Genomic DNA, 18,875 nt, shown 5'->3' with positions numbered 1-18,875 from the left:
GGGTGGAAAGATAATATAATTTTCGTGATATGTTATCTAAAACCACTTTTAAGTTTACAAACAGGAGAAGAAAATATGCATACAAAAAAATTAGTTTTCGTCGCTTTATTTAGTTCTATTATGGGAGTGTTAGGGTTAATACCTCCGATTGCTCTTTCTATTACACCAGTTCCGATTACATTGCAATCACTCGGTGTTATGCTTGCGGGTGGATTGTTAGGGTCACGCCTTGGTGCATTAAGTCAGCTTATTTTCTTACTTATTGTAGGAGTTGGAGCACCATTACTTGCTGGTGGACGCGGTGGCCTTGGTGTATTTGTTGGGCCAAGTGCAGGATATTTACTTGGTTACATCATTGGAGCGTTTGTTATTGGTTATTTAATTGAGCGTTTACGTGAAGTTTCTATTATAAAAGTATTATGTATTAATATAATTGGTGGTATTTTCGTAGTTTATGTATTTGGTATTACTGTACAAGCGTTTTTAATGGATGTTTCTGTATGGGAGACAATGAAAGTGAGTGCTGTGTTTTTACCAGGGGATTGTATAAAAGCAATTATCGCGGCGATTCTCGTAACAAAATTACATCGTTCATTGAAACATATTATTACGCCCGCTTTAAAGAATGGAAAATATACAAATGCGGGATGATAAAGGGAAGAAACACGTTAATTCCGTGTTTCTTTTTATTATTTTTGTAAAGAAAGGACGTCTCATATGGGTATTACAAAAGAATACAAAAAGCATGCCTCTTTACAACCAAATAAAATAGCGATAAAGGAAAATGATAGAGTTTTAACATATAAAGAGTGGTTCGAATCAGTTTGTAAAGTAGCAAACTGGTTGCACGCAACAGAATCAAAGAATAAAACAATAGCAATCCTATTAGAAAATCGTATAGAGTTTTTACAACTATTCGCTGGTGCCGCTATGGCCGGGTGGGTTTGTGTTCCGTTAGATATAAAGTGGAAACAAGATGAGCTCAGAGAAAGAATTGAGATCAGTAATCTGGATATGATTGTGACAGAACGATATAAGGTAAATGATCTACCTGATGAAGAAGGAAGAGTAATTGAAATTGATGAGTGGAAAAGAATGATAGAGAAATATCTTCCTACACATTCCACTGTAGAAAGTTTACGAAATGCTCCCTTTTATATGGGATTTACATCAGGATCAACTGGAAAAGCAAAAGCATTTTTACGTGCACAGCAATCGTGGGTTCATAGTTTTGATTGTAATGTACATGACTTTCATATGAAAATGGAGGATTCAATTTTAATAGCTGGGACGCTCGTTCATTCTCTTTTCTTATACGGGGCAATAAGTGCATTATATGTAGGACAAACGGTGCACATTATGAGAAAGTTCATTCCGAATCAAGTATTAGATAAGTTAGAAACTGAAAATATATCGGTTATGTATACAGTTCCGACAATGCTTGAATCTTTATATAAAGAAAATAGATTAATAGAAAATAAAATGAAAATTATTTCATCAGGAGCGAAATGGGAAGCTGAAGCGAAAGAAAAAATAAAGAATATATTTCCTTATGCGAAAAGATATGAATTTTATGGTGCATCAGAGTTAAGTTTTGTAACAGCACTAGTCGATGCAGAAAGCGAAAGAAGGCCAAATTCAGTAGGAAAACCTTGTCACAATGTGCAAGTTCGAATATGTAATGAAGCAGGCGAAGAAGTACAAAAAGGCGAGATAGGAACTGTTTATGTGAAAAGTGATCAGTTTTTTATGGGATACATAATAGATGGGGTTTTAACACGGGAGTTGAATGCAGATGGCTGGATGACAGTGCGAGATGTAGGCTATGAAGATGAAGAAGGCTTTATATATATTGTTGGTAGAGAGAAGAATATGATTTTATTTGGAGGAATCAATATTTATCCAGAAGAAATAGAAAGTGTATTACATGAACACCCAGCTGTTGATGAAATAGTTGTAATTGGTGTGAAAGATAGTTACTGGGGTGAAAAGCCAGTCGCGATCGTAAAAGGAAGTGCTACGAAACAACAATTAAAGAGTTTTTGCTTACAACGATTATCCTCGTTTAAAATACCGAAAGAATGGCATTTTGTAGATGGAATACCTTATACAAATAGTGGGAAAATCGCTCGTATGGAAGCAAAAAGTATGATTGAAAACCGGGAGAAAACATATGAATAAGGCAGTTATTGTAGAGGCGAAAAGAACACCTATCGGTAAGAAGGATGGGATATTAAAAGAGTATGAAGTTCAGCAATTAGCAACGCCGCTTCTTACGTTTTTAAGTAAAGGAATTAAGAGAGAGATAGACGATGTTATATTAGGAAATGTTGTTGGGCCAGGAGGGAATGTTGCAAGATTATCTGCTTTAGAGGCAGGACTTGGCTATCATATTCCTGGTGTAACGATTGATCGGCAATGTGGTGCTGGTTTAGAAGCAATTCGAACTGCGTGTCATCTCATTCAAGGCGAGGCAGGTAATTGCTATATCGCCGGAGGAGTAGAGAGTACAAGTACGTCACCTTTTCAAAAAAGAGCAAGATTTTCACCTGAAACAATTGGTGATCCTGACATGGGAGTAGCAGCTGAATATGTTGCGGAACGTTATAACATAACGAGAGAAATGCAAGACGAGTACGCTTGTCTTAGTTATAAGCGGACACTGCAAGCGTTAGAAAAAGGATATATACATGATGAAATATTTTCTTTTAATGGATTATTAGATGAATCTATAAAGCCAGAAATGAATTATGAACGAATCATTAAAAGAACAAAGCCCGCATTTTTACAAAATGGAACAGTGACGGCAGGTAATTCATGTGGTGTAAATGATGGGGCATGTGCTGTTCTTGTAATGGAAGAGGGACAAGCCCTAAAGTTAGGTTATAAACCTGTCCTTCGTTTCGTTCGTAGTACTGTAGTGGGAGTGGATCCCAATCTTCCAGGGACTGGTCCGATATTTGCGGTGAACAGATTATTAAACGAAATGAATGTAAAAGTAGAGGACATCGATTATTTTGAAATAAATGAAGCATTCGCCTCAAAAGTTGTTGCTTGCGCAAAAGAGTTACAAATTCCGTATGAAAAATTAAATGTAAATGGTGGGGCAATTGCGCTCGGTCATCCGTACGGTGCATCTGGAGCTATGCTTGTAACACGTTTGTTTTATCAGGCTCAAAGAGAGTCTATGAAATATGGAATTGCTACATTAGGAATTGGAGGCGGGATAGGGATTGCGCTATTATTTGAGAAAGTAGAAGACTAGTGAGGTAACTAGTTTTCTACTTTTTGAGGAACATAAACATTGCTGCCAGGCTTCGCTTTCATTTCGTTCCAAGCAGCAATCGCATCAGCTTTTGCTTTTCCTTTATTATTTGGATCTTTGAAAAAGTCACGAGTAAAGCGATTGTATTCAAATTGTGCACCGATAGTTGTTTTGTATGTAGGGTCTTTTTTTCGTTCGTTTTCTTCATGCCAAAAAGCTACCGCGTCTTCATATGTTTTTCCAACATTCTCTTTGAAAAATTTTTGAAGAGCTACTGTAAAGCGGAAGTTTGTTCCGATTTTTTCTTTGAAAAAAGCACGAACCTCTTCGCTACAGCGGTGATTTTTAGTAATAATCGTTTGAAGAGAAAGGTCTTTATAAGAGAGGGGAGCTTTGCTCACTTTTTGCACAGAGCTGTTTTTTAAGACTTTCCCCGTAGTTAAATAATGTGAGATACGCTCGGTTATTTCGGTCTTAGAGCCACTAGCTGGCAGACCATGCTCGCGACAAAATGTTTGCAGTTCTGCTTTTAACCAATAATAATTTTGGAAATCTGTAAGAGATATAGTTTTTGTTAAAGATGGTCGCATGAATGTAACAACTACTTTCTTCCATAATTTTCTTTAATTATAAAACATACGTTCTTTTTATGGAAGGATTAATGTGTAAATATAATGGGAAGAGGAGGTTATATATAGAAAATATAATGCAAGTTCGTGTTACGGGAATTTTAATTGAAGATGAAAAAGTATTGCTAGTAAAGCAAAAAGTGGCTAATCGCGATTGGTCTTTACCTGGAGGAAGGGTAGAGAATGGTGAAACGTTAGAAGAAGCGATGATTCGAGAAATGAGAGAAGAAACGGGATTAGAAGTTAAAATTAAGAAGCTACTCTATGTTTGTGATAAACCAGATGCTAGTCCATCTTTGTTACATATTACGTTTCTGCTTGAAAGGATTGAAGGTGAAATTAAACTACCTTCTAACGAGTTCGATCATAATCCGATTCATGATGTGCAAATGGTACCGATTAACGAATTAAGTTATTATGGTTTTTCGGAAACTTTTATCAATCTTATAAGTGGCGGTTTTGCAAATTCAGGGAGTTATCAAGGGTTGAAACAACATATAGGCCTGTAAATATAGTTGAAGGATAGCCGTTAGCTATCCTTCATAAACATGTTTTACACTGCTGACTGTAAAGAAGAAACAAGCTGATTTAAAAACTCGTCCCCGTGCATAACCGCTTTTCCGCCGCCGCGTGCACTCTTTTTATTTCCGCCACCTTTTCCTTCAATTGCAGGAAGAGCATCTTTTAAAAGAGCATTCATATCGAGCGTTACTGTTTTTCCGCAAGCGAGAATACATTGTAGTTTGTCATCATTTTCAATAACGAAATACGTAATTGCATGCTCTTGTTGTTCTGTAATGATAGCTGATAGTTTTGCAATTTCTTGCATAGAACGATCTGTAAATGCTTTAGAAATAAGTAACCCAGCATGTATTTCGGTGGGCTGTTGTAGTAATTCATTTGCCTCTGCAAATAATAATTTTTCATTCATTGTTTGTATTGTTTTTTCGTTTTCCTTTTGAGAGGTAAGAAGCTGTGCCACTTTTGCTGGGATATCAGTTTCGCTACTGTTTAATTGTTTGGAAACATCTTTCATAATTTGTTGCTGTTGCCCCATTAATTTAAGTGTACGCCAACCAGCGATAAAGGTTAAGCGTATACCACCTTTATTGCTCTCCCATCCTAGTACTTGAATAAGACCAACTTCACCAGTGCGTTTCGGATGGGTTCCACCACAGCCGTTGTAGTCGTAATTTTCGATAATAACAACACGTATATTTTCTGTCATATTCGGTTCTTTACGAAGAGGTAATGTTTTCGCTTCTTCTAAGTTCATCCACTCTATACGGATTGGATGGTTTTCAAAAACAATTTTGTTTGCAATTTGTACTGCTTTTTCAACTGTTTCTGTATGCAGATTTTCTGTTTCTAAATCGATTGTTACCGTTTCTTTACCAAGATGGAATCCAATCGTAGGTATGTTAAAATGGTCCCAAAAAGCAGCAGATAAAATGTGCTGAGCCGCATGTTGCTGCATATGATCAAAACGGCGCTCCCAATTAATTTTACCTTCTACGTCTTCTGTATGTAATTGTTCTGCGATGTAGTGACGAATTTCTCCGTTTATCTCTTCTACATTGATTACATTGATATCATTTAATGTACCAGTATCATATGGTTGTCCGCCACCTGTCGGATAAAATGCTGTTTCATTCAAAACAACGTATAAGTTACCGTTTTTATCATAATCTTGCTTTATAATTTTAGTAGTAAAGTCTTGCTTATAAGCGTCAGTGTAATATAATTTGTGCTCCAATTTTCTTTCTCCTCTCGCATTAACTAGTTTCATTGTAAAGCAATTGAAATTAGTTTCCTAATATTTCAGAAGAAAGAAACTATTTTTAGAATTTTCTTGCTATAATAAGAAGAAAATGCGGGGGTGGAATGAATATGTTATATGAAAATGGCGTAGATAAACTGCTTAGTTTAAGCAAAAATATTTCTGAATTGTATCGAGAATTAAATGAAATGACCCGGATTTTAACGGATTGTAATCGAGAAAGTGTGAAGTTTGATCGGTTATATGTAAAAGAGTTACTTTGGAAGAAAGAAGATGTAATAGAGAAATATGACCAGCTACTTGTACAACTTTGTATTAACGAATGCTTTGATCTAAAAAGTGTCATTACAGGCGAATATAAGTATACATATGAAGAAGTGGAGAACATCGTTTTACAATTTAATGAGAAGTATAATGTTGCAATATTAATTAAAGATGTTTGTAAAGAATTACAGTTTACATATGGCATAGATATGGATATAACGAGAACAGCGCGGGTATCAACAGCGCAAGTATAAAAAGGGAAAAGAAAGCAGATCCTTTGCTTTCTTTTTTTATGTAAGAACAGGGAGAGTAGGTTTTTAAGATGAAGGGGAAGTTGCAAAATATTCATCCGTTAGGAATGACAATTATAATAGGGACTTTATTTGCGAGGTTCGCCACGTCAATGAGTATTCCTTTTTTAGCAATTTATTTAACGACTGTGAAAGGTGTATCAGCTGGAATGACAGGTGCTATTATCGGAACGAGTGCACTTGTTGGAGTGTTTGCTAGTTTTATCGGAGGGAATTTATCAGATCGATTCGGTCGAAATATGATTATAATATGGTCCATGATCGTTTGGGTCTTTGTATTCATTGGTTTTTCACTTGCAGATCATGTTTTAAGTTTCTTTTTATTAAATGCTTTGAATGGATTATGTAGGTCATTTTTTGAGCCAACATCAAGAGCGTTATTATCAGATTTAACGAAACCTGAGTATCGTTTACTCGTATATAATTTGCGTTACGGTGCAATCAATGTTGGAGTAGCGATTGGCCCACTTGTCGGGTTACAGATTGGAAGCGCAAAATCAACAATTCCGTTTTTAGTAGCAGCTGGAGTATACATTTTATATACAGCTATATTAGCGTTCCAATTTAAGAAGTATCCGATTGGAAAAAAGAAAGTAAATACAGAAAAGCCTGTCACAATGTTAAAGGCAATTCGTATTTTGCGAAAGGATGTCGTATTTTTAGTTGCACTAGTTGGTATTATTTTGAGTAATTGTGGTTTTTCTCATTTAACGACAACAGTATCTCAATATTTTGCAAATGCACATATATTTCAGGATGGAGTGAAATTATTTTCATATATGCTAGCTTTAAATGCGATTGTTGTAGTCGTAATTCAATACCCTGTTATTCAAATTTGTAAAAAGTATACACCGTTAACATCAATTATGGTGGGGGCTTTATTTGTGAGTGGGGGATTATTTGGCTTTGGAATAGTAGAATCCATGCTAGGTGCTGCCGTTTGTACAATTATTTTTACAATTGGAGAAGTCTTAATGTTTTCGATGACGGATGTATTTATTGATGATATTGCTGTTGCGCATCTAAAAGGAACATACTTCGGTGCGATGGGCTTTTCGGGAATTGGAGCAGTAATAGGTCCGTGGTTTGGAGGAGTACTTCTCGATTACTACGGGTACCAAAATGGGTTTGCAGTATTTTCAACATTAGCTATATTCTCAACTGTGGCATTTCCTGTGCTTTTAGTTACAAAAGGTTTATTGAAAAAAAGATATGATAGAAATTCTAATATAGAAATGCATGCGAAATAACATAAGCCCCAGTACCAACTGGGGCTTATGTTTGTATTATATTAACTCTTAATTTGAAAAAAGAACTTTCTTTTCATGTTTATCAGCAACTTCATTTTTGGAAATATGAATGGCCAAAAAACCATTCTCTAAGCAGGCTAGCATCTTCTTATAAATAACATTAGCGGGTAAAGGGATAGTTCGCTGCAAAGAAATGTTTTTATGAAGTATGCAAATGGTTAGGCCTGTCTCCATCTTTTTAATGACTACATTTTGTTCATTGGCATTTGGTACATCTGTTTCCAAAATGTATTCTTGTTCAGTTTCGCAAAGGTCAATATGAATTTGATTTGGGAAACTAAAGTTACTACAAGAGTCAGAACAAAACTGATCCATCCATTCTTCGAAACCATCAACATGAAAAAGACAATCCTTCTTTTTCTTGCCCATGTAAGACACCCTCCGTAAAATCTCAATTCATACTATGTTATGCATGAATGAATTAGGGGTGAAGAATAAATGGAAAAATATAAACATTGTATGTGGAAAAGATAGCTAGTGTGCACTTTTTGTTTTACATATCATGATGCGCATGATGTTTTTGGCGTGAATGGTTACGGTTTTTTACTTTATGAGATCCGCTTAATGGTTCAGGTTGTCCTTTTTTTTCTTTCGCTTCACGATTGTTTTTTCCCATTGTATGTGACACCTCCTCTTCCTTTTTAGAATGAGAGAAGTTTGCAAATTTATACGAGAATGTTTTTAGAAAAAAAGGTAAAGATAATTGGGACTAACTATTACAGAAAGGGGATTATATAATGCCATATCATAAAGATAAACAACAAGCGTTTCAAGCAGCGCAGCAAGGCGTTACACAAGCAGAAAATGCATTTAACAACATTGTGAAAAATGATCCAAACTACGGTCATGATTTAAAAGAATTACGCCAAGAGGTTCAGGAAGCATATGAACAAATTCAAAATGCACTAGAGGTAGCTTCAGAAACACAACGTCCACAACTTGAGCAATATGAAAATAATCTCCAAAATATAATGCGAAATGTAGATCAATTAGAAAAGTAAATTAGGTTGTTGTGTATTTGACAACCTCTTACTTTAATGAACATTATGCGAAAACAGAAAATTTTTCTATTCGTTTTTTCTTTATTATGCGCAGTACATATATTTCAAGTTGAAAAAGTGGAAGCGAAAATGTTGCTCAGAAAAGAGCTAGAACCAACTGGCTATGTAACGTGGGAAGTACCTAATAATGAAAAAATTATTGCCATTACATTTGATGATGGACCAGATCCAACGTATACACCACAAGTTTTACATTTATTACGTCAATATAAGGCTGAAGCGACATTTTTTATGATTGGATTTCGAGTTCAGCGCAATCCATATTTAGTGAAACAAGTGTTAAAAGAGGGACATGAGATTGGAAATCATACGATGAATCATTTATATGCAAATAGTTCATCAGATGAAAAATTAAAAAAAGATATTTTGGATGGAAAAAAATTTTTCGAAAAATGGGTGAAAGAACCGTTGCTATTCCGTCCTCCTGGTGGATATATTAACGATGCTGTATTTAAAACAGCAAAAGAAGCAGGTTATCAAACCGTTCTATGGTCGTGGCATCAAGACCCACGTGATTGGGCAAATCCAGGGGTGGAATCTATCGTAAATCATGTAGTGAAAAATGCTAAAAGTGGCGATATTGTATTGTTACATGATGGAGGAAATGATCGTAGTCAAACGGTAGCAGCACTAGCAAAAATTTTACCTGAGCTAAAAAAACAAGGCTATCGATTTGTAACGGTTTCAGAATTGTTACGTTATAAACATTAGAAAAAATCCCAAAAGGTGAATGTTCCTTTTGGGATTTTTCGTTACTGGTTCTTTTTGCGTTTCTTATTATTTTGTCTTTCTGCAGGAGTTAAGTTTTCATTTGCAAACTCTTCGTTATAACCAGTACCTTGTCCTTGTGCGGATGCTGCATTCATTCCTGAAATAGTATGATTTGCTTTTCTTTTACCCATTTTATTTCACCTCTATAACATTTTTTTGTATGTTGAATGATGAGCAGTTCATAGTGTGTATGAACTATAAGTAAAGCGCTAATAGAGCACTTTACTTTATGGTAATAGTATTCATAAGGAGCATGAACACTATTCAAATTTAGAAACATAAAGAAAACTTATGATAATCTATAAGTTTCTTATTATTTACTTATTTAGAAAGTTGTAATAAGATATTATCGTAAGGTATTGAAAAGTTTGTCTACATTTTATATTCAGACAACTTAGTCACGTTTAACAGGGGGGAAACATAATGGTCAAACATAATCCATTTCAATCACGTGCAACTTTTGAAGTAGATGGAAAAACGTATCATTATTATGATTTGAAAGCGCTTGAAAATGCAGGGGTTGGCAACGTATCTCAATTACCATATTCCGTGAAAGTTTTACTTGAATCAGTACTTCGTCAAGTAGACGGACGTGTAATTACAGAAGAGCATGTTACAAATTTAGCGAAATGGGGAACGAAAGATGTGCAAGATATCGATGTTCCATTTAAACCATCTCGTGTAATTTTACAAGATTTCACTGGTGTACCAGCTGTTGTTGATTTGGCTTCGCTTCGTAAAGCAATGGCAGACATGGGTGGAGATCCTGATAAAATCAATCCAGAAATTACTGTAGACCTTGTAATTGATCACTCTGTACAGGTTGATAGAGCGGGTACGGCAGACGCGCTTGCATTCAACATGGACTTAGAGTTTAAACGTAATGAAGAACGTTATAAATTTTTAAGCTGGGCACAAAAATCATTTGATAACTATCGTGCAGTTCCACCAGCTACAGGTATTGTACACCAAGTAAACCTTGAATATTTAGCACCAGTTGTTCATGCTGTGAAAAATGCTGAAGGTGACTTAGTTGCATACCCAGATTCATTAGTTGGAACAGACTCACATACAACAATGATTAATGGTATCGGCGTTCTTGGATGGGGTGTTGGTGGTATTGAAGCAGAAGCAGGAATGCTTGGACAGCCTTCATACTTCCCAGTACCTGAAGTAATCGGTGTGAAATTAACAGGTACACTTCCAAGTGGTACTACAGCAACTGACGTTGCCTTAAAAGTAACGCAAGTATTACGTCAAAAAGGTGTAGTTGGTAAATTCGTTGAGTTCTTCGGTAATGGACTAAAGAGCATGCCTTTAGCTGACCGTGCAACAATTTCAAATATGGCACCAGAATACGGCGCAACTTGTGGATTCTTCCCAATCGATGATATTTCATTAGAATACTTACGTTTAACAGGTAGAGATGAAGAACAAATTCGCGTTGTTGAAGAATACTGTAAAGCGAACGGTTTATTCTATACAGCAGACAGTAAAGATCCAATCTACACTGATCTTGTAGAAATTGATTTAAATACAATCGAATCTAACCTTTCTGGACCGAAACGCCCACAAGATTTAATTCCACTTTCAGATATGAAAGATGCGTTCCACAAAGCTGTTTTAGCACCAGTTGGAACACAAGGACTTGGATTTAATGAGCAAGAGTTCGATAAAGAAGTGAAGGTTACATTAGAAGATAAAGAAGTAACGATGAAAACAGGTGCAATTGCAATCGCTGCAATTACAAGCTGTACAAATACATCAAACCCATACGTATTAATTGGAGCAGGTCTAGTTGCGAAGAAAGCAATTGAAAAAGGACTTGTAGTACCTGAGTATGTAAAAACATCATTAGCACCAGGATCTAAAGTTGTTACTGAGTACTTAGATAAGTCTGGTTTAACAACATATTTAGATCAATTAGGTTTCCAAACAGTTGGTTACGGTTGTACGACTTGTATCGGTAACTCTGGTCCATTAGCGCCAGAATTAGAAGAAGCAATCGCAGCAAACGACTTACTAGTAACATCTGTTTTATCTGGTAACCGTAACTTTGAAGGGCGTATCCACCCACTTGTAAAAGCAAACTACTTAGCATCACCACCACTAGTTGTGGCATATGCACTTGCAGGTACTGTTGATATTGACCTGAAAAATGATGAAATCGGTAAAGATGCAAATGGCAATGCTGTTTACTTCAACGATATTTGGCCATCAGCTAAAGAAATTGAAGATGTAGTTCAAAGTGTTGTTACATCTGAACTGTTCAAGAAAGAATATGCACAAGTATTTAACAGCAATGAGCGTTGGAATGAAATCCAAACTTCAAATGAAGCGTTATATACTTGGGATAATGATTCAACATACATTCAAAACCCACCATTCTTTGAAGGATTATCTAAAGAGCCAGGTGAAGTTGAAACATTATCAGGCCTACGCGTAGTTGGTAAATTTGGTGACTCTGTAACGACAGACCACATTTCACCAGCAGGTTCAATCGGTAAGCATACACCAGCTGGACGCTACTTATTAGAAAATGGCGTACAACCAGTTGACTTCAATTCTTACGGTTCTCGTCGTGGTAACCATGAAGTTATGATGCGTGGTACATTCGCGAACATCCGTATTAAAAACCAAATCGCACCAGGAACAGAAGGCGGATATACAACATATTGGCCAACAGGTGAAGTAACGTCTATCTATGATGCTGCTATGAAATATAAAGAAGATGGCACAGGCCTTCTAGTTGTTGCTGGTAAAGATTACGGTATGGGAAGTTCTCGTGACTGGGCTGCGAAAGGAACAAACTTACTAGGTATTAAAGCAGTAATTGCAGAAAGCTTTGAGCGTATTCACCGCAGTAACTTAGTGTTAATGGGTGTACTACCACTTCAATTTAAAGATGGCGAAAGTGCTGAAACGTTAGGTCTTGTTGGTAACGAGTCATTTGAAATTCAAATCGACAAAACAGTTAGACCACGCGATCTTGTGAAAGTAGTTGCAACTGATGCAGATGGCAATGAAAAACAATTTGAAGTAGTAGCTCGTTTCGATAGTGAAGTAGAAATTGACTACTACCGTCACGGTGGTATTCTGCAAATGGTTCTTCGTGAGAAAATTGAAGAGTCTAAAGTGTCGAACTAAATAATTGAAATGAATAATAAGGAAGCTAACAATAGTTAGCTTCCTTATTTTATGGAAAGGGATGAAACCATATGGTTTCATCCCTTTCTTTTTTACTACGAAAAATGGAGGAAACGTCATGAAAGAATATAAAAGAATTCTGTTACCGTTACAGAAAGAAAAAATATTAGTAATAGCAGCTGTATGTAGTGGGATAATTGCTGCCATTTTAAATTTATCTCGCCCAATTTTCATGGGATTAATTGTAGACAATCTTATTCAAAGGGAGCTAAAAGGTGCGTATGTATATATAGCTTTGTTTGCGGGTAGTCACTTTTTAATGTGGGCGAACAATCTTTTATTTGATTATATAAGTTCAAAAGCGAGTCAACGTATATTACAAACGAAACGTATAGAATTATTGCGTCACTATTTCTCATTACCGTTTGAAGAGAGTGAGAAGATTAAGCAAGGAGAGTTAGAAACTTTGGTTGTGTCTGATATTCCGAACTGGGTCAGATTATATGGCTCTATATTAATAGAATATATACACGCTATTGCCCAATTTATTGGAGCTTTCATAGCACTACAACATATAGATATACAGTTTATATTGTGGGTAACTCCGTTTTTATTTTTAAGTACAATTGTTCCAATACTGATGGGAGAAAAGGTAAGAGATATTGCAAGCGTTTCTCAAAAAAATCACTCAAGTGTTGTAGAGATGGTGTCACAGTTTGTAAAGGGGATACAAGATTTGCGGAGTTTACAAAAAGAAAAATGGGCAATTCGCTTATTTAAAGAAGTAACGGCACAATCGTATAAATCAGAAGTAAAGAAGACGATGATGCAACATTGCATTGGAGTAGTTGGAACGGTGATTGAAACAGGAGCATATATTGTTGTTCTCATTATAGGTGCACAAAAAATAATGAGGGGAGAAATAGAAGTTGGTTCACTCATTGCAGTGTTAGCGACAATTGAGATGCTCTTTTTCCCTGTCCGTTATGTGGGCGATTTATTAATAATGACACAAGTTGCAGTCGCTTCGGCAAATAGAGCTTTTTGCTTTTTAAATAAACGAGCAGCAGATAGCAATGTAGAAAGAGCGATGGGGATCAGGATAACAAATGTTTCATTTCAGGAGAATGACGAAGAGAAATGCAGAATTCATAATATTGATTTGCAAATTCGTCCTGGTGAACTCGTTATGATTGTGGGAGAAAGCGGTGCAGGAAAAACAACGCTTTTAAAGTTAATAACGGGCTTGTATAAACCATCTAACGGTAGCATTGCTTATTATGGTAATGAAGCTCGTATGACTACAGTGTGGCAAGAACCACGTTTTTTCCGAACGACGGTAACAGAGAATATGTATTTCGGGGAAGAGGGTTTAGAAAATCAGTTAGAAAAAAATAGTGAACTTATAAATGCAACGCCGATTATTAGAGGGTTACCTGAAGGGAGTCAAACTGTGCTACATAAAAGCGGTGAAGAGTTTTCGGGAGGCGAAAGAAAACGTCTTGCATTATTGCGCGCGATTGTATCAAATCCAACTCTTATTATTTTAGATGAACCGACGGCTGGGTTAGATCCGGGCAATCAAGAACTGGTTTGGAATATGATTGAAGGGATAGGAAGAGATGTAACGAGAATTGTGGCAACACATGATGTAGAGAGAGCGATGATAGCAGATTGTGTTGTTGTCATAAAGAATGGGACTATTGTGGAATGTGGGAATCCTAGAGAATTATTAAATTGCAACTCATTGTACAAAGAGTTGCAAACAAAAAGATAAGAGATATGTAATGCTCTTATCTTTATTCCGCTATTTGCCGGGCAGCCCGATTGGTGAGGGCTGATTAAAGTTTCACTTTATTCGGTCTCATTAAGTTGATAAGTATAAGAATTCGAATCACTAGAATTAACTTCTTTGACGAGAGTAAGTTGATTTGTATCTGGATTATATTTGAAAATCTTAATTGTATGTTCGCTACTTAGTAATGGATTATATTCTTGAATAGCGAATGTATTTTCCGCGATTTGTGTCATATTACTGGTGGGAACATTTTCTATGGAATCATGATTTGTAGAAATTTCAACGACTTTTTCACTGTTGAAAAATAAAAGAACGATTACTAAAATAACTAAGCATATTCGTATATAGCGTAGCTCTTTGGTGATAGGGTGTTCTCCCAAAACAATCATCCTTTCTATAGCTATTCTATAGTAGTAATGGTAGTCATCGTGAAAAAAGTAATAATGCCGAGGCCTGCCAAAAGGATAAATGAGATTAATGCGATATAGAGACAAATATGTCCAACTTGTTTTTTTTCAGGATCTTTACTAAATAGTGAGATAATCCATGTGATAATTCCGATTGGGGAAAATATAAAACTAAGAATATATAGAAGTATTTTTTTAAATAAATTCATGAGAGCTCCTTTCATTGTAAAATGTTCTATGTATTTCTAATTATATGATTAAAAGGTAAATATTTCATCTTAGTTATAAAAATTCTGATTATTTAGAATGTGAATATTTCCAAGCTTGTCCGTATAAGCTAAAATAAGGTATATAGTATTTTGATGAATGTGTTAAAAGAAGATAATACGTTAGGGTGATATAAAATGTGGCGAAAGCTTACGATTATTGTAGTGTTACTTTGTTTAGCGGGATATGCAGCTTATGAACAGTTTGGTCATAAAGAGCAGGCGGTAAAAGTGAAGCAAGAAAAAAGTGAAGCTGCGATGAAAGAGATTATCGCAAGGAATGGTATTGAGATAGGGAAGAGTGCACCGGACTTTACATTAACGAAGTTAGATGGGACAAATGTAAAGTTATCGGATTTAAAAGGAAAGAAAGTAATTTTAAACTTTTGGGCTACGTGGTGTGGACCATGTCAGCAAGAAATGCCTGATATGGAGGCTTTCTATAAAGAACATAAAGAGAACGTAGAAATTTTAGCGGTCAATTATACGCCTTCAGAAAAAGGTGGGGGGGAAGAGAAGGTAAGCAATTTTGCTAAAGAAAAAGGAATTACTTTTTCTATTTTATTGGACAAGAACATTGATGTGACAACAGCTTATAAAGTAATTACGATTCCAACTTCGTATTTTATAGATACAAAAGGTGTCATTCAAGATAAGTTTATTGGGCCGATGACACAAAAAGAGATGGAGAAAAGAGTTGCTAAATTAAAATAATGGTGAAAAGGTAGAGATGGAGAGTTCCCATTTCTGCCTTTTCTTTTTCAAGTAGTAATCACTTCATGATATGATGTAAGAAATATAACCGTTTAGAGATAAAGGAGTGTATGGAGTGGGGAATGTATCCTTACCGTTAGATTATGTTGTAATTGATTTTGAAACAACAGGATTTAACCCTTATAATGATAAAATTATTCAAGTTGCAGCAGTGAAATATCGTAATCATGAATTAGTAGATCAATTTGTTTCATACGTGAATCCAGAGCGGCCAATTCCGGACCGAATAACGAGTTTAACAGGTATTACTAATTATCGCGTTTCAGATGCACCGACGATTGAAGAAGTGTTACCTTTATTTTTAGCATTTTTACATACAAATGTTATTGTGGCCCATAATGCTTCTTTTGATATGCGCTTTTTGAAAAGTAATGTAAATATGCTTGGGTTGCCTGAACCTAAAAATAAAGTAATTGATACTGTATTTTTAGCAAAGAAATACATGAAGCATGCGCCTAATCATAAACTTGAAACGTTAAAACGAATGCTTGGAATTCGTTTAAGCTCTCATAATGCATTTGACGATTGCATTACGTGTGCTGCTGTTTATCAAAAGTGTGCAGCTATTGAAGAAGAAGGGAAACGAAAAGTAAATAAGGCTATGCTTGATGAAACTGCGGTATATGAAGCGGTGAAAGAAATACTTGCATGTAATAAACGTAATGTAGAATGGCTACGTTGTATGAACGTAGGAAGTTATTTAGATATAAAAGCTTTTTATCCAGTTATGAGATTAAAGGTAAAAGGGCGAAAGAAATATGTATTAACAGAGATATTAGAAGAAGATGTGAAAGAAATATGTACAAGTTTAAAATGTGAACCGGCGTTAAAAAGTGAAGTTGGTAATACGAGAATTATGCTTAATAGCTTAGAGGATGTTATGAAATTAGAAAGTTATATTTTAGAGCAGTATGATTTTGTATTACAGGCGCTTCATGATTATAAAGAAAATGAAATGAATGCAGATGAAAAGTTGAAAGAGTATTTAAATATTATGGTATAAAAAACTCCGTGTGCAATATATTGTACACGGAGTTTTTTTAGGAGTACTAAAACATAAAATTTTCTTGCAAATCTGATTAAAGAGTTTTTTGTTTGCTCATACTATGTAATAAGAAAGCGAAGGAGAGAGGGTGAACAACATGAGAAGAAGTCGCCGTAAATCGTTTGAAGAACTTGTAAATGAAAATAAACAACAATTATTAAGCGATCGTGAGGCAATTGATCGCATTGAAGAGCGCATTGAAAAACGTTATGAAATGAAACTTTTTAAGCAAGCTGAATAATTCTTAACACTAGTACGATACTAGTGTTAAGGAGGCGATAGTAATGGGTAATCCGAAAAAAAATTCAAAAGACTTTGCACCGAATCATATTGGAACACAATCAAAAAAAGCTGGTGGAAATAAAGGAAAGCAAATGCAAGATCAAACAGGTAAACAACCGATTGTTGATAATGGTTAAAGAAAAGGAGAATATTACATTCTCCTTTTTTATGTATAAATTTGAGGAAAGATAGGTAATTTAAGATGGTGTGTATATACAATATTAGGAGGGAAGTACATGCCAAATCCAGATAATCGAAGTGACAACGCTGAAAAGTTACAAGAAATGGTGCAAAATACAGTTGATAACTTTAATGAAGCAAAAGAAACAGCGGAACTTTCTAATGAAAAAGATCGTGCTGCTATTGAAGCAAAAAATCAAAGACGTTTAGAAAGTATTGACTCATTAAAAAGTGAAATCAAAGATGAATCTTAACAAAATGTACAAAAAGGGCTGACTTTTGTCAGCCCTTTTTCGTAATCGTAAAGTTTTCAACAAGTAAACGCCAATTTTGTGGAAATGGCAAGCCAATCTTCCAATAACTAATACCGCCAATGCCCTGCTCTTTCATTAAATTGAATTTACTTTGAATAGACCTCGCATCTTCAAACCAAACTTCATGTTGTACGCCATTTTCGTCAAAGTAATTAAAATGTGGAGCTTGAGCTGTGAAATCATAGCGGATAGGAACATTATATTTACGAGCAAGTGCAACAGCTGCGACAGAGCTAACTGCTTTTGCTGGTGGATTCCCTTGTTTGAACGGAAGTTTCCAATCGAATCCGTATAAGTTTTGCCCCATCATAATTTTTTGGGGAGGCATTTGAGATTTTGCGTATTGAAGTACTTCTTTTACAGGACCAATAGGAGAGATTGCCATTGGTGGCCCGCCCTGCCAACCCCAGTCATATGTCATAATGACGACGAAATCAACAATTTGCCCTTGCGCTTTATAATCATGGGCTTCGAAAAATTTTCCCTTTTGATTTGAACTTGTTTTCGGTACGAGAGTTGTGCTTAATGTGTACCCGCTAGGTAAGCGTGTTTTTACATTTCGTAAAAAGCGATTATAGGCCTCGCGGTCTTCGGGTGCTACACTCTCGAAATCGAAATGAATGTCTCGCATGCCATATTTTTCAGCTGTTTGCAAAATGTTAGTAATAAATTTGTTTTGAATCGTTGCGTCGCGTAAAATAACCGATGTTAGATCTGCACTGAAATTACCATTTTCAATATTTGTAATAACGAGCATAGGGATTGTTTGCCCTTGCGTTGCAATATTAGCAATTTTAGCTGTTTCAGTAGGTTCTTTTAATGTGCCATCTCTTTTTGCCTCAAAACTAAAATAAGCTAAATATGTTAAAAATGGATTGATGGCACGTGTAGCATTAACTAAACTCTCTTTAATCGGTATAGTGGAAGGTTGTAAATAAGCGATGGATTCTACAGCTCGTTTTGTGCCTTTTGGTACATATAATTGTTGTCCGACATGGAGAATAGATTTTAAAGATAAATTATTAACTTTAGCTAAACTAGCGAGGGGGACATTATATGTTTGAGAAATCCGATAGAGGCTGTCACCAGGCTGTACATAATAATTATTTCCTTTCGTATTAACGATAAGTGCCTGACCAACAACGAGCGTTTCAGCGGGATTTAGTCCATTGTCTTTTACTATTTCGTCAGGTGTTGATCCATATTTTGATGCCAAGCTATATACGCTATCACCGCTACGAACCGTTACAATTTGAATCATATGCTTGCTC

At 35.6% G+C, this 18,875-nt stretch carries 23 protein-coding genes; 15 read left to right on the top strand and 8 right to left on the bottom strand.

Annotation, left to right across the window (positions count from 1 at the left end; translation table 11 throughout):
• The first annotated feature begins 75 nt into the window (after positions 1–75).
• From AB6801_RS16085 to AB6801_RS16075, 3 genes are all read left to right on the top strand, one after another.
• Complete coding sequence (locus AB6801_RS16085; protein ID WP_000556954.1) at positions 76–651, top strand: biotin transporter BioY; 576 nt, start codon at positions 76–78, stop codon at positions 649–651.
• Between the two features lie 66 nt (positions 652–717).
• Complete coding sequence (locus AB6801_RS16080; protein WP_048568329.1) at positions 718–2,181, top strand: acyl-CoA synthetase; 1,464 nt, start codon at positions 718–720, stop codon at positions 2,179–2,181.
• A complete protein-coding gene (locus AB6801_RS16075) occupies positions 2,174–3,265 on the top strand; it encodes an acetyl-CoA C-acyltransferase (RefSeq protein ID WP_087967710.1) in 1,092 nt (363 codons plus the stop codon). Before AB6801_RS16080 ends, AB6801_RS16075 begins: the two co-directional genes overlap by 8 nt.
• 8 nt (positions 3,266–3,273) lie before the next feature.
• On the opposite strand, the gene AB6801_RS16070 is transcribed toward AB6801_RS16075, so the two are convergent.
• The gene (locus AB6801_RS16070; protein ID WP_097814151.1) at positions 3,274–3,855 is read right to left on the bottom strand and encodes a DUF6434 domain-containing protein; all 582 of its coding nucleotides are present in this window, start codon (positions 3,853–3,855) and stop codon (positions 3,274–3,276) included.
• A gap of 59 nt (positions 3,856–3,914) precedes the next feature.
• Between AB6801_RS16070 and AB6801_RS16065 the strand changes: the two genes are divergently transcribed.
• Positions 3,915–4,403, top strand: coding sequence for an NUDIX domain-containing protein (locus tag AB6801_RS16065; protein ID WP_114159861.1), 489 nt, complete (start codon positions 3,915–3,917; stop codon positions 4,401–4,403).
• Positions 4,404–4,447: 44 nt separating this feature from the next.
• On the opposite strand, the gene AB6801_RS16060 is transcribed toward AB6801_RS16065, so the two are convergent.
• A complete protein-coding gene (locus tag AB6801_RS16060; protein ID WP_176520657.1) occupies positions 4,448–5,650 on the bottom strand; it encodes an alanyl-tRNA editing protein in 1,203 nt (400 codons plus the stop codon).
• A gap of 134 nt (positions 5,651–5,784) precedes the next feature.
• Between AB6801_RS16060 and AB6801_RS16055 the strand changes: the two genes are divergently transcribed.
• Together AB6801_RS16055 and AB6801_RS16050 are read left to right on the top strand one after the other, a co-directional pair.
• Complete coding sequence (locus AB6801_RS16055; protein ID WP_000965133.1) at positions 5,785–6,192, top strand: hypothetical protein; 408 nt, start codon at positions 5,785–5,787, stop codon at positions 6,190–6,192.
• A gap of 68 nt (positions 6,193–6,260) precedes the next feature.
• On the top strand, positions 6,261–7,499 hold the full coding sequence (locus AB6801_RS16050) for an MDR family MFS transporter (protein ID WP_097999077.1): 1,239 nt from the start codon (positions 6,261–6,263) through the stop codon (positions 7,497–7,499).
• 48 nt (positions 7,500–7,547) lie between these two features.
• Here AB6801_RS16050 and AB6801_RS16045 read toward each other — a convergent pair whose 3' ends face one another.
• Complete coding sequence (locus tag AB6801_RS16045; protein ID WP_000516731.1) at positions 7,548–7,928, bottom strand: Hsp20/alpha crystallin family protein; 381 nt, start codon at positions 7,926–7,928, stop codon at positions 7,548–7,550.
• A 124-nt stretch (positions 7,929–8,052) separates the two neighbouring features.
• Positions 8,053–8,175, bottom strand: a complete 123-nt coding sequence (locus tag AB6801_RS16040) for a small acid-soluble spore protein P (RefSeq protein WP_000517649.1) — start codon at positions 8,173–8,175, stop codon at positions 8,053–8,055.
• Between the two features lie 121 nt (positions 8,176–8,296).
• Here AB6801_RS16040 and AB6801_RS16035 point away from each other — a divergent pair, with 121 nt between their 5' ends.
• Positions 8,297–8,560, top strand: coding sequence for a hypothetical protein (locus AB6801_RS16035; RefSeq protein WP_001146295.1), 264 nt, complete (start codon positions 8,297–8,299; stop codon positions 8,558–8,560).
• Between the two features lie 45 nt (positions 8,561–8,605).
• On the top strand, positions 8,606–9,331 hold the full coding sequence (gene pdaB / locus AB6801_RS16030) for a polysaccharide deacetylase family sporulation protein PdaB (protein ID WP_003284976.1): 726 nt from the start codon (positions 8,606–8,608) through the stop codon (positions 9,329–9,331).
• Positions 9,332–9,372: 41 nt separating this feature from the next.
• On the opposite strand, the gene sspO is transcribed toward pdaB, so the two are convergent.
• Entirely contained in the window at positions 9,373–9,522 is a 150-nt protein-coding gene (sspO, locus tag AB6801_RS16025; protein ID WP_000518055.1) for an acid-soluble spore protein SspO, read from the bottom strand.
• A 292-nt stretch (positions 9,523–9,814) separates the two neighbouring features.
• On the opposite strand from sspO, the gene acnA reads away from it, so the two are divergent.
• Together acnA and AB6801_RS16015 are read left to right on the top strand one after the other, a co-directional pair.
• The gene (gene acnA / locus AB6801_RS16020) at positions 9,815–12,538 is read left to right on the top strand and encodes an aconitate hydratase AcnA (protein WP_000238558.1); all 2,724 of its coding nucleotides are present in this window, start codon (positions 9,815–9,817) and stop codon (positions 12,536–12,538) included.
• Positions 12,539–12,656: 118 nt separating this feature from the next.
• Positions 12,657–14,315: an ABC transporter ATP-binding protein gene (locus AB6801_RS16015; RefSeq protein ID WP_000666360.1), complete on the top strand. Its 1,659-nt coding sequence runs from the start codon at positions 12,657–12,659 to the stop codon at positions 14,313–14,315.
• Positions 14,316–14,392: 77 nt separating this feature from the next.
• Here the strand turns inward: AB6801_RS16015 and AB6801_RS16010 are convergent, their stop codons facing one another.
• Together AB6801_RS16010 and AB6801_RS16005 are read right to left on the bottom strand one after the other, a co-directional pair.
• On the bottom strand, positions 14,393–14,725 hold the full coding sequence (locus tag AB6801_RS16010; protein ID WP_074595727.1) for a YmzC family protein: 333 nt from the start codon (positions 14,723–14,725) through the stop codon (positions 14,393–14,395).
• 11 nt (positions 14,726–14,736) lie between these two features.
• On the bottom strand, positions 14,737–14,952 hold the full coding sequence (locus tag AB6801_RS16005) for a hypothetical protein (RefSeq protein WP_001048152.1): 216 nt from the start codon (positions 14,950–14,952) through the stop codon (positions 14,737–14,739).
• A gap of 195 nt (positions 14,953–15,147) precedes the next feature.
• Here AB6801_RS16005 and AB6801_RS16000 point away from each other — a divergent pair, with 195 nt between their 5' ends.
• From AB6801_RS16000 to tlp, 5 genes are all read left to right on the top strand, one after another.
• Complete coding sequence (locus AB6801_RS16000) at positions 15,148–15,723, top strand: redoxin domain-containing protein (protein ID WP_097999076.1); 576 nt, start codon at positions 15,148–15,150, stop codon at positions 15,721–15,723.
• Positions 15,724–15,838: 115 nt separating this feature from the next.
• Entirely contained in the window at positions 15,839–16,786 is a 948-nt protein-coding gene (locus AB6801_RS15995) for a 3'-5' exonuclease (RefSeq protein WP_000528755.1), read from the top strand.
• A 139-nt stretch (positions 16,787–16,925) separates the two neighbouring features.
• The gene (locus AB6801_RS15990; protein ID WP_001254703.1) at positions 16,926–17,069 is read left to right on the top strand and encodes an FbpB family small basic protein; all 144 of its coding nucleotides are present in this window, start codon (positions 16,926–16,928) and stop codon (positions 17,067–17,069) included.
• A 43-nt stretch (positions 17,070–17,112) separates the two neighbouring features.
• The gene (gene sspN, locus AB6801_RS15985; RefSeq protein ID WP_000527987.1) at positions 17,113–17,247 is read left to right on the top strand and encodes an acid-soluble spore protein SspN; all 135 of its coding nucleotides are present in this window, start codon (positions 17,113–17,115) and stop codon (positions 17,245–17,247) included.
• A gap of 99 nt (positions 17,248–17,346) precedes the next feature.
• Positions 17,347–17,544, top strand: coding sequence for a small acid-soluble spore protein Tlp (tlp, locus tag AB6801_RS15980; RefSeq protein WP_001133511.1), 198 nt, complete (start codon positions 17,347–17,349; stop codon positions 17,542–17,544).
• A 28-nt stretch (positions 17,545–17,572) separates the two neighbouring features.
• On the opposite strand, the gene AB6801_RS15975 is transcribed toward tlp, so the two are convergent.
• A complete protein-coding gene (locus AB6801_RS15975; protein WP_000614862.1) occupies positions 17,573–18,865 on the bottom strand; it encodes a glycoside hydrolase family 18 protein in 1,293 nt (430 codons plus the stop codon).
• Positions 18,866–18,875 lie beyond the last annotated feature (10 nt).

The organism is Bacillus sp. RCC_6_1 (genome assembly GCF_041360755.1).
Lineage (GTDB): Bacteria > Bacillota > Bacilli > Bacillales > Bacillaceae_G > Bacillus_A > Bacillus_A cereus.
Note: the sequence above shows the minus strand (reverse complement) of the source record. Positions and strands in the feature narration are given on the sequence as shown.